13 protein-coding genes are annotated in these 10,000 nt (G+C 47.6%); 11 read left to right on the top strand and 2 right to left on the bottom strand.

The window, feature by feature from the left end:
- The first annotated feature begins 319 nt into the window (after window positions 1–319).
- From LDL40_RS09645 to arsJ, 4 genes are all read left to right on the top strand, one after another.
- Window positions 320–670, top strand: a complete 351-nt coding sequence (locus tag LDL40_RS09645; protein ID WP_300995107.1) for a metalloregulator ArsR/SmtB family transcription factor — start codon at window positions 320–322, stop codon at window positions 668–670.
- Between the two features lie 60 nt (window positions 671–730).
- A complete protein-coding gene (locus tag LDL40_RS09640) occupies window positions 731–1,216 on the top strand; it encodes a tyrosine-protein phosphatase (RefSeq protein WP_300995106.1) in 486 nt (161 codons plus the stop codon).
- 26 nt (window positions 1,217–1,242) lie between these two features.
- Complete coding sequence (locus LDL40_RS09635) at window positions 1,243–2,247, top strand: ArsJ-associated glyceraldehyde-3-phosphate dehydrogenase (protein ID WP_300995105.1); 1,005 nt, start codon at window positions 1,243–1,245, stop codon at window positions 2,245–2,247.
- 211 nt (window positions 2,248–2,458) lie between these two features.
- A complete protein-coding gene (arsJ, locus tag LDL40_RS09630; RefSeq protein ID WP_300995104.1) occupies window positions 2,459–3,658 on the top strand; it encodes an organoarsenical effux MFS transporter ArsJ in 1,200 nt (399 codons plus the stop codon).
- A gap of 15 nt (window positions 3,659–3,673) precedes the next feature.
- Here arsJ and LDL40_RS09625 read toward each other — a convergent pair whose 3' ends face one another.
- Window positions 3,674–4,171 (bottom strand): GNAT family N-acetyltransferase, encoded by a 498-nt coding sequence (locus LDL40_RS09625; protein WP_300995108.1) that lies wholly within the window; start codon window positions 4,169–4,171, stop codon window positions 3,674–3,676.
- Entirely contained in the window at window positions 4,168–4,440 is a 273-nt protein-coding gene (locus tag LDL40_RS09620; RefSeq protein ID WP_300995103.1) for a DUF1778 domain-containing protein, read from the bottom strand. Before LDL40_RS09620 ends, LDL40_RS09625 begins: the two co-directional genes overlap by 4 nt.
- A gap of 253 nt (window positions 4,441–4,693) precedes the next feature.
- Here LDL40_RS09620 and LDL40_RS09615 point away from each other — a divergent pair, with 253 nt between their 5' ends.
- The 7 genes from LDL40_RS09615 to LDL40_RS09585 form a co-directional block, all read left to right on the top strand.
- The gene (locus LDL40_RS09615; RefSeq protein ID WP_300995102.1) at window positions 4,694–6,478 is read left to right on the top strand and encodes a DUF885 family protein; all 1,785 of its coding nucleotides are present in this window, start codon (window positions 4,694–4,696) and stop codon (window positions 6,476–6,478) included.
- 100 nt (window positions 6,479–6,578) lie between these two features.
- On the top strand, window positions 6,579–7,127 hold the full coding sequence (locus tag LDL40_RS09610) for a DinB family protein (RefSeq protein WP_300995101.1): 549 nt from the start codon (window positions 6,579–6,581) through the stop codon (window positions 7,125–7,127).
- 28 nt (window positions 7,128–7,155) lie between these two features.
- Window positions 7,156–7,779, top strand: a complete 624-nt coding sequence (locus LDL40_RS09605) for a glutathione S-transferase family protein (protein WP_300995100.1) — start codon at window positions 7,156–7,158, stop codon at window positions 7,777–7,779.
- Window positions 7,780–7,813: 34 nt separating this feature from the next.
- Entirely contained in the window at window positions 7,814–8,200 is a 387-nt protein-coding gene (locus tag LDL40_RS09600) for a hypothetical protein (RefSeq protein ID WP_300995099.1), read from the top strand.
- Window positions 8,201–8,271: 71 nt separating this feature from the next.
- Window positions 8,272–8,700 (top strand): hypothetical protein, encoded by a 429-nt coding sequence (locus LDL40_RS09595; protein ID WP_300995098.1) that lies wholly within the window; start codon window positions 8,272–8,274, stop codon window positions 8,698–8,700.
- A gap of 15 nt (window positions 8,701–8,715) precedes the next feature.
- Window positions 8,716–9,090, top strand: a complete 375-nt coding sequence (locus tag LDL40_RS09590; protein WP_300995097.1) for a VOC family protein — start codon at window positions 8,716–8,718, stop codon at window positions 9,088–9,090.
- A gap of 26 nt (window positions 9,091–9,116) precedes the next feature.
- Window positions 9,117–10,000, top strand: an 884-nt coding sequence (locus LDL40_RS09585; RefSeq protein WP_300995096.1) for a serine hydrolase, incomplete at its 3' end; no start/stop codon positions are given.

Genomic DNA, 10,000 nt, shown 5'->3' with positions numbered 1-10,000 from the left:
GTTCTTCCTGACGGCCAGAATACACATTCACTTCTGCCGCCTGGGCCAAAGTGGCGGCAGTTAAGGCCGCAGCGACTAAAGATTTTTGCCAAAATTTCATCGGATACTCCATTGGGGTTCACTGAAAGTTGCCGCAGTATAGCCACAAACAAGAACTGTTCTCAAATAACTAAAGGTTTTTTGCCATGAAAATCTGTTTCGTAAAATAAAAACGCCTTTGAAAACAATATAGATCAGTAAAAACTAAAACTTTTAAATTTACATACGGAAAAACATATATAAACTACTGCATATGATTTTCCATATGTAGTTTCTGGCTATGCAACTGAACCCTGTCACTTTTTTTAAAGCCCTGTCGGATGAAACCCGGCTGCGGACTTTGTTGCTGATCCAGCAGGAACAGGAGCTTTGTGTCTGTGAGCTGGTGGCTGCGCTTGCAGATATTCAGCCGAAAATTTCGCGTCATTTGGCCCAGTTGCGCCGCGATGGCATCTTGCTCGACCGCAAACAAGGTTTATGGGTCTATTACCGCTTAAATCCGGCATTACCGGACTGGGCGCTGCAGTGCTTGCAACAGACAGGCACTGCGAATTCAACCTGGCTGGCATTAAACCAACAGCAATTGTGCCAGATGGGCAGCAGGCCAGAACGGCAAAAAGAGTGCTGTTAATCAAACTCAACGGCACCAAAACGAAGCACTAAATATTGCATAGCTGATAAGGACAAGTTTATGTCACACCCATTTGACGAGTTAGTACTGGAAGGCTCAGCGGCGCTGTTGTTCACCCCTTGCCCGGGCACAAAAACTGAAGGACTGAAAGACTCGTTGTTAAGGTTAAAGCAAGCCGGTGCTTCGGCTGTTCTGACCCTAATGCCAACTGAGGAAATAGAGCGTAACCAGGTCACTGACTTACCGACCTTGTGCGAAGAGCTTGGGTTGGCCTGGTTTCATTGCCCTATTGAAGACGATCATGCACCTCAGGCCGACTTTGCCACGGCCTGGCAACAGCAAGGCCCGCAGATCCATCAACTGTTAAAAGATGGCAAAAAAGTCGCCATCCACTGCAAAGGTGGTTCGGGCCGCACTGGCTTAGTGGCTGCTCAAATTCTAATTGAACGTGGCATCGACAAAGATCGGGTCAAGCAACGTATTCAGGCTTTGCGGCCTTTCGCACTGACTTTGACTCCACATCAGGTCTATTTTCAAAACCTGTAAAAACCCTTTAACCAAGAGAAATTCTGATGAAAAAAATTAAGCTAGGCATTAATGGTTTTGGTCGTATTGGCCGTCTGGCGTTACGTGCTTCTTTTGACTGGCCTGAATTTGAGTTTGTCCAGATCAACGACCCGGCTGGTGACGCAGCAACTTTTGCACATCTACTGAATTTCGACTCAGTGCACGGCCGCTGGCAGCATCAGGCTGTAGCCGAAGATCACAGCATCCTTGTTAATGGCAAGTCGATTCGCGTTACTCAAAATAAAGCCATAGCAGACACCGACTGGTCAGGTTGCGATCTGGTGATTGAATGCTCTGGCAAAATGAGAAGCACAGAGTTGCTGCAGGCTTATTTAGACCAGGGCGTAAAACGTGTGGTGGTCAGTGCTCCAGTCAAAGAAGCTGGCGTATTAAACGTGGTGATGGGAGTGAATCATCATCTGTTTAACGCTCTGACACATAAAATAGTCACAGCAGCGAGCTGCACCACCAACTGCCTGGCGCCTGTGGTGAAAGTCATTCATGAAAAGTTGGGCATCAAACATGGCTCCATCACTACTATTCACGATTTAACCAATACCCAGTCTATTCTGGATACGCCGCACAAAGACTTACGCCGCGCCCGCGCTTGTGGCAGCAGCTTAATTCCTACCACTACAGGGTCGGCTACTGCTATTACCGAAATATTCCCTGAACTCAAAGGCCGCTTAAATGGCCATGCAGTGCGGGTGCCGCTGGCCAATGCGTCGTTAACCGACTGTGTATTCGAAGTTGAACGCGCCACCTCGGCTGAAGAAGTCAACGCTTTGCTAAAAGCAGCCTCAGAACAGGAACTTAAGGATATTCTGGGTTACGAAGAGCGGCCTTTGGTCTCTGTCGATTACAAAACCGACCCTCGTTCCAGCATTATCGATGCCTTATCGACTATGGTGGTCAACGGCACTCAGGTGAAAATTTACGCCTGGTACGATAACGAGTGGGGTTACGCCAACCGTACCGTGGAGTTAGCCAGGATGGTTGGTTCAGCCTAATACCCGTCGTACTTGAAGCTGCAGCTTTGTTGACTGCGCCATCTCGCCCCAGAAATCTATTGAAGATTTTCGCTTGGCATTGTGCGCGTATTCTCGCCTCAATCCAATTGCACATAGGTGAACTATGCTCCTGGGGTCTCATTGGCTTGTCGCCTCGCTGCAACTGCAATTACTTGGGTCTATACAAAATTAGCAGAACAGGAAAAGTTAAATGAATGCAGCAATCAAACAGTATCTTGTAGTCACAGGCAACTACTGGGCTTTTACCCTGACCGACGGTGCTTTGCGCATGTTGGTGCTGCTGCATTTTTATAAACTCGGCTACAGCCCTTTAGAAATCGCCTCGTTATTTGTGTTTTACGAGTTGTTTGGCGTGCTGACGAACCTGTTTGGCGGCTGGCTGGGCGCTCGTATGGGTTTAAATAAAACTATGAATATAGGGCTGTTTTTACAAATAGCAGCGCTTGCGATGTTATTAGTTCCGGCACAGTGGCTTATGGTGCCCTGGGTGATGGCCGCTCAGGCCTTGTCTGGTATTGCCAAAGACCTGAATAAAATGAGCGCTAAAAGCTCGATTAAATTACTGGTGCCGCAGGATTCGCAAAGCAAACTGTATCAATGGGTTGCAATACTTACAGGCTCAAAAAATGCACTGAAAGGTTTTGGCTTTTTTATCGGCGGTTTTTTACTTACACAAGTCGGTTTTCATGGCGCAGTGGCCGTGATGGCCGGTGCTTTAACTCTGGTTTGGTTATTAAGTTTGACCTTGCTGAAAAAAGACTTAGGCAAAAGTAGTTACAAACCTAAATTTAAAGACATGGTGTCGAAAAGTGGCCCGGTGAATGTGTTATCTGCGGCCCGTTTGTTTTTATTTGGCGCACGGGATCTATGGTTTGTTATCGCACTGCCACTGTTTTTAGCCCAGCAACTGGCCTGGAGCCAGCAAGCCATAGGCACTTTTCTGGCACTGTGGATTATGGGTTATGGTTTGGTGCAAAGCCTGGCACCACTCATCACAGGCAAGAGCTCCGGCAAAGTACCTGGGCGTTGGGCTGCTGTCGGCTGGGCTTTTGCCCTTTGCCTGATCCCAGCACTGCTGGCCAAACTTTTACCTTTGCCCTTCCCGACTGAAACCCTGTTAGTGTCTGTTTTGCTGCTATTCGGCGCTGTTTTTGCGGTCAATTCATCCTTGCACAGCTATTTGATTGTAAGCTACGCCAAAGCCGATGGGGTTTCACTGGATGTAGGTTTTTATTATATGGCCAACGCCATGGGCCGCTTAATTGGTACTGTATTGTCAGGTTATTTGTATCAGACTGAGGGCTTAGAAACCTGCCTGTTCTGGTCCAGCGGCTTTATTCTGGCGACAGTACTGTTGTCCTGCTTTTTGCCAAAGGCAAAAGTCGAATAGAAAAAAAGAGCTCATTTAGCCAAAGCTGGCCCGCACATCAGCTATGGTGATAAAGAGTTTGTGTTCATTATCTTCAAAACAGCGAAAGCCATACTTTTGATAAAAACCTTTGGCGCCGTCTTTTGCATCCACAATAATGATAGGGAAACCTACTACATCACTGGCTTGCAGTAGTTTTTTAAGTGCGTCAATCAACAACCACTCACCTATCTTCTGACCTTTGTATCTTTCATTCACAGCTAGTCGTGCGATCAGTCCACCCGACGTTGATGACTGGTGTTTTTTCTGCAGTGATGCCGGAAGACTTTGTATATCGATCTGGGTCATGGTCAGAGTATAAAAGCCAACAATGTGTTGCGGATTAGCTTTATCTTCAAGCACAAAAGTACGGGTATTGTCTTTTTTACTTTGCTGACTGGCCATGACTTTTAAGTAGTTGTTTAACGCATCAATACCACAGTTAAATCGATTTCTGTCGTGCTTCGATTTATCCAGCAATACACTTTGCATTATTGAACTTTGCCTTCATAACGTGCAAAAGCTGCGGCCAGATGAGGATGTACAGTCGCGGGTTTATCAAGCGCTTCCATCAATAACATGGCGTCACGCTGAGAAAGCTTCAGGGCTTGCTCACGTTCAATGATTTGTTTGGCTTTCTCAACCGCCGCGCTGAGCACAAAGGAGTTGATACTCGAAACCCCAGTGATAGCAGCAGCATTAGACAGTAAGTTTTGGGTTTCAGCATCAACCCGAGCAGTGATTCGAGGTGGTGTAGTCGTCATAATTTATTCCCTCCGTGCCAAAATGGCACTTTGCTAAATTATCTGCTTCTATTGATAAAAGATCAAGCTACGTGCCAAATTGGCACGTTTTATCGAATTCCGAGTATCAAACTCAGGGTTTATAGGCCTGCCTTGATTTAAACAGAATGCGATGTGAGGTTTAAATCGCGGGTTAGAAGTTGCCACCAGAGAAAGGGCTCATGCTAAGGTGAAGATATACAACCCAGCTTATTGATCAGTCTGGAGAAAACCCGTGTTAAGGTTCCGCAAATTATTGTCTTTTTTTACTCATTCCCTGCTTAGCCTGGCGCTACTCTGGCTCGCACCTGCCGCCTTAGCCGCTACTGCTGCAGAGCAACTGCAAAAAGTTATAGATGACCATTGGCAATACAGCCTGCAGGAAGACCCCATCAGTGCAGGCCGGATGGGACTGGCTGGTTACTATAATCGTCTGCCTGGTGTGACGGCTACAGATCGTGCCCGTCGGCTGAAGGCTGAACAAGCTTTATTGCAGCGCCTACAGGCAATAGACACAAAATCACTGACAGACTCAGACCGGGTGAATCATCAGCTGCTTGGCTGGGTGCTGCGCAATTCGATCCAGTCCAATAAGCTGTTCCTTGACCGCATTCCGGCCAATACCTTTTACAGTTTCTGGAGCTCAGCTTTGGATGCCAGTAGTGGCCTGTCTATGCCTAAAGTAGCGGATTATCAGGATTATATAGCCCGTATCAATGACTTTGGCCGTTACTTTGACGAGAACATCGCCAATATGCGCACTGGTATTAAAGATGGTTTTGTTTTACCTAAAATTGTGGTGCGAGGTATAGCGCCGACTGTACGGGCTCAGGTCTATAAAGACCCAACGCAAAGCAGTTTGTATGAGCCTTTTAAAAAATTTCCGGCCTCATTTTCGAAAGCTGAACAACAGCAGTTAGAACAAGCCGGCCGTCAAGCTATAGCTCAGGTTGCTTTGCCCGCTTTTGCCCGTTTAGCCGACTTTCTGGAAGGCGACTATATGCAGGCCGCCACCGACAGTCTGGCGGCCGAAAAGTTGCCAGAAGGCAAAGCCTATTACCGTCATACCATCAATACCTATGTGACACTGGATATGGATCCTGCACAAATCCACAACACTGGCCTTGCTGAAGTAAAACGTATCCGCGCTGAGATGGACGCACTGATTAAAGAAACCGGCTTTAAAGGCAGCTTCAGCGACTTCACGAAATTTCTGCGCACTGATCCGCAATTCTATGCAAAAACACCAAAAGAACTGCTGAAAGAAGCCTCTTATATCGCCAAACGTATTGATTACAGGCTGCCAGAATTTTTCGGCAAATTGCCACGCCTACCTTATGGTGTAGTGCCGGTTCCAGCCGAAATAGCGCCGAACTATACGACGGCCTCTTATAACCCTGCAGCTATTGGCGGCACTCGTGGTGGTGCTTATTGGCTCAATACCCATGCCCTGGATCAACGCCCTTTGTATGAGCTGGTGGCCTTAACGCTGCACGAATCTGTGCCTGGCCATCATTTACAAAATGCTTTGTCACAAGAGCTGGAAAATGTGCCGCAATTTCGCCGTAACCTGTATTTAAGCGCTTATGGTGAGGGGTGGGGTTTATATGCCGAACGGTTAGGTGTGGAAATGGGTGTGTATGAAAATGCCTATCAGCAATTTGGCCGCCTGAGTTATGAAATGTGGCGTGCTTGCCGTCTGGTAATAGACACTGGTATTCACTCTCAGGGCTGGAGCCGTCAACAAGCACTGGATTTCCTGTCCAACAACACCTCTTTATCACAAGCCAATGTCAGGGCTGAAGTGGACCGTTATATTTCATGGCCAGGTCAGGCGCTGTCGTACAAGATGGGTGAAATTAAAATCCGTCAGTTGCGGGCTAAAGCCGAACAACAACTGGGGAGTAAATTTGACCTGCGCGCTTTTCATGATGCCCTGTTAGCCAACGGAGCTTTGCCTTTGGAAATTCTGGAAGCAGAAATGGATCGCTTTATTGCCAAAACAGCTGCAGCTCATTAAGTGATAAGTCTGCTTATTGCGGCGTTCAGTTAAAGGTGCGCGCACGATACACCTATGATAGCTTTTGAGTTCAAAGCGGCTTTTAAACGGAGACGACTTAGTGACACATACTCAGGCATTACACCACAACTTCAACTTGCTTGCCCGTTACAACCAGTGGATGAATGACAAAGTATACCAATTGGCAGCCACTCTCAGTCAGGAGCAGCTGTTTGCCAACCAAGGTGCTTTTTTTGGCTCGGTCGCAGGTACTCTCAATCATTTACTGGTGGCAGATTTAATCTGGTTAAATAGGTTTCGACAGTTAGACACTGCGGCAGAAGTACTGCAACCACTCGGCCAATTGCCGCATCCTGCTGCGCTGGACCAGATCCTTTATCCGGACTTTGTCCGGTTACACAGCATCCGCCAACAACTGGACCAGCTGTTAATCCAGTTATGCCAGAGGCTGGATGATCAACAGCTGCAGCGCATACTGAGTTATAAAAACCTGAAAGGTGAAATGATGAAGCGCAAGCTGGCACCTTTGCTGCAGCATCTGTTTAATCATCAAACTCACCACCGTGGTCAGGTAACTACATTATTTTCGCAGTTGGGGCTGGATGTAGGTGTGACCGATCTGTTTGTACTGATCGACAACGAAGACTAACTTTAGCGCTCTGCTCCAGGATCTGACCATGCTCAAAATTTTAGGTAAGTCTTCCTCTATCAATGTACGCAAAGTGCTCTGGACCTGTGCCGAGCTGCACTTGGACTATCAACAGGAAGAATGGGGGGCAGGTTACCGGTCTACTGAAACCTTGCAGTTTAAAGCTCTGAATCCAAATGCATTAGTACCAGTGTTACTGGATGGCGATTTTGTATTGTGGGAGTCCAATAGCATCTGCAGGTACCTGGCGTCTGCATACGGTCCTACACCTATGCTACCCGTGGCGGCCAAACAAAAGGCTCTGGTTGAACAGTGGATGGACTGGCAAAGCACTGAACTAAATAACGCCTGGCGTTATGCTTTTATGTATTTAGTCAGAAACAGCCCCGCTTATCAGGACAAAGCTGCAGCCGAAAACAGTATTGTCGCCTGGAATGAAAAAATGCAGCTGCTAAACACCGCCTTGACTCAAAAAGGTCCTTATATCACAGGCGCTGATTTCACTCTGGCGGATATAGTGCTGGGCTTGTCGGTAAACAGATGGCTGATGACGCCAATCGACAGGCCCGATCTGCCTGCAGTGGCTGCCTACTATAAAACACTGAGTCTGCGTCCTGGGTTTCAAAGATTTGGTAACAACGGCACTCCGTAATGCTAAACAATGATGAATGCTTTAAAGGATCCCTATGTATTTTATCGCTGCTTTTGCCTTGTTGATGTTGTACCTGAGCCTGTTCATGCTGTTCAGGCCACAAGCCTTTAGCCAAGGTATCATCAATTTCAGCGGGCAGTCGTACTTTCACCCTTTTGAAGTACTGAGCAGGCTGATAGCTGGTGGTCTTTTTGTAGTTTATGCCGATGATTGTCTGCAACCAGAACTTATCAGGACGCTGGGTTATCTGTTTTTGCTGGTCGGGATCGGCCTTGCTTTTACAAAACCGGCACTGCATAAAAAATTTGCACTTGAGTCCGCAAGACGCCTGCAACACCATTTCAGATGGATTGGTTTTTGTTCAGTGTTTTTATCATTTGCACTCTTGCATCTGGCTACTGGCACTACTTACCTAAAATAAAAACAAATTGCTGAACGGCTAAAACTCAACTAATTTAAAGGCTTAGTCATAGCTCTTTGTGGAGAACTACTATGCTGAATCTAGTCAGAAACCTGCTGGCTATCCTTTGTGGTGTGGTCGCCGGGGCTGCTATCAATATGGCTATCATTAGCCTCAGTCCATTACTGATCCCCCCTCCAGCCGGAGTAGATGTGACGAACACTGAAAGCCTGAGTTTGGGCATAGATTTATTTGAACCCAAACATTTTATTATGCCTTTTCTGGCCCATGCCCTTGGTACTTTGGCTGGTGCTCTTGTGGCTTACCTGATAGCGTCCAATTACAAAACGCAGTTTGCTTATCTGATCTCAGTGTTTTTTCTCTGTGGTGGGATAGCAGCCAGCCTGCTGATCCCTGGCCCACTGTGGTTTATCAGCGTGGATTTATTACTGGCTTATCTACCTATGGCCTGGCTGGCTATAGTACTTGCTAAGCTTATCCGCCCACGCCCCGACTTTTAACACAGGAAAGCATAGATGCAACATCAAATTACAGGCTTGGGTCAACTGGCGATTACGGTTAACGATGTGCGACTGGCTTTGCCTTTTTACACTCAAATTCTGGGGTTACCATTTCTGTTTGCTCCGACAGAGCAACTGGCATTTGTGCAATGCGGCGCGACCCGCCTGATGCTCAGCCCCCCTCAAGGCACAGGCGAAGTGGGCAAAAACTCTATTCCTTATTTTCAAACCACGGCGATAGAAGAGTTTTATGCTTCAGCCCTGGAACAGGGCGCTTTGGGAGAAAGAGCGCCACAGCTTGCCGCGCAAATGCCTGACCATCAGCTGTGGATCGCATTTCTGAAAGATCCCGATGGTAATTTAATAGGCCTGATGGAAGAAAAACGCTGACAGACCCGCACAAGGAGATTGCCTGAATGAAAATAACCGCCTTAGCTTTCACCTTAAGCGCCCTGCTCGGCTGCGCAAGCACAACACCACCTGCAGCAGGGCCAGTCAAATCACAGCCAGAGATAGATGCAGCAGTACGCCAAATGATGAGTGAAACTTCAGCTCAGGGCCTGGCGTTGGCGGTGATTGATGCAGGGACTGTGACCCAGGTTTCAGTTTACGGTAAGCGGAATGCCAAAGGCGATGCACTAACTTCAGACAGTATTATGTATGCAGCTTCGCTGACCAAAAGTGCCTTTGCTTATTTGCTGCTGCAACTCTCTGAAGACGGCATTATTCAGCTGGATACCCCTATCAGCCAGTATTTGCCTAAAGCTCTGCCTGAATATGCCGACGCCAAAACTGAAGATCTGTATGCACGCTGGAGCGATTTAGCCGGAGATGACCGCTGGCGCAGCATTACTCCCCGCATGCTGCTGAATCACGCCTCAGGTTTTGCCAACTTTGGTTTTCTGGAACCTGACGGCAAATTACGTTTTCATTTCCAGCCAGGCAGTCGTTACGCCTATTCTGGCGACGGCCTGATTTTATTGCAGTTTGTGCTGGAACAAGGCCTCGGCCTCGATGTGGGGCAGGAAATGCAAAAACGCCTGTTTCAGCCACTGGGTATGAGCAACAGCAGCATGATCTGGCGGGATGATTTTGCTGGCCGCACTGCTGACGGCTGGACCATTGAAGGTAAAGTTGAACCACACGACGACAGAAGCAGAGTCAGAGCCGCGGGTTCGCTCGATAGCAGCATCAGCGATATGGCCAAGCTGGCCGCAGCTCTGGTGAAAGGTGATTTATTAACGGCAAAAGCACGGCAAGAGTTCAGCAGACCTCAATTAAAAATCACTACTTTAAGCCA

Origin of the sequence: Rheinheimera sp., from assembly GCF_020217005.1 — a bacterium.
In the GTDB taxonomy this organism is placed as follows: domain Bacteria; phylum Pseudomonadota; class Gammaproteobacteria; order Enterobacterales; family Alteromonadaceae; genus Pararheinheimera.
The sequence above is the reverse complement of the archived record's forward strand: the minus strand, read 5'-3'. Positions and strand labels throughout refer to the sequence as shown.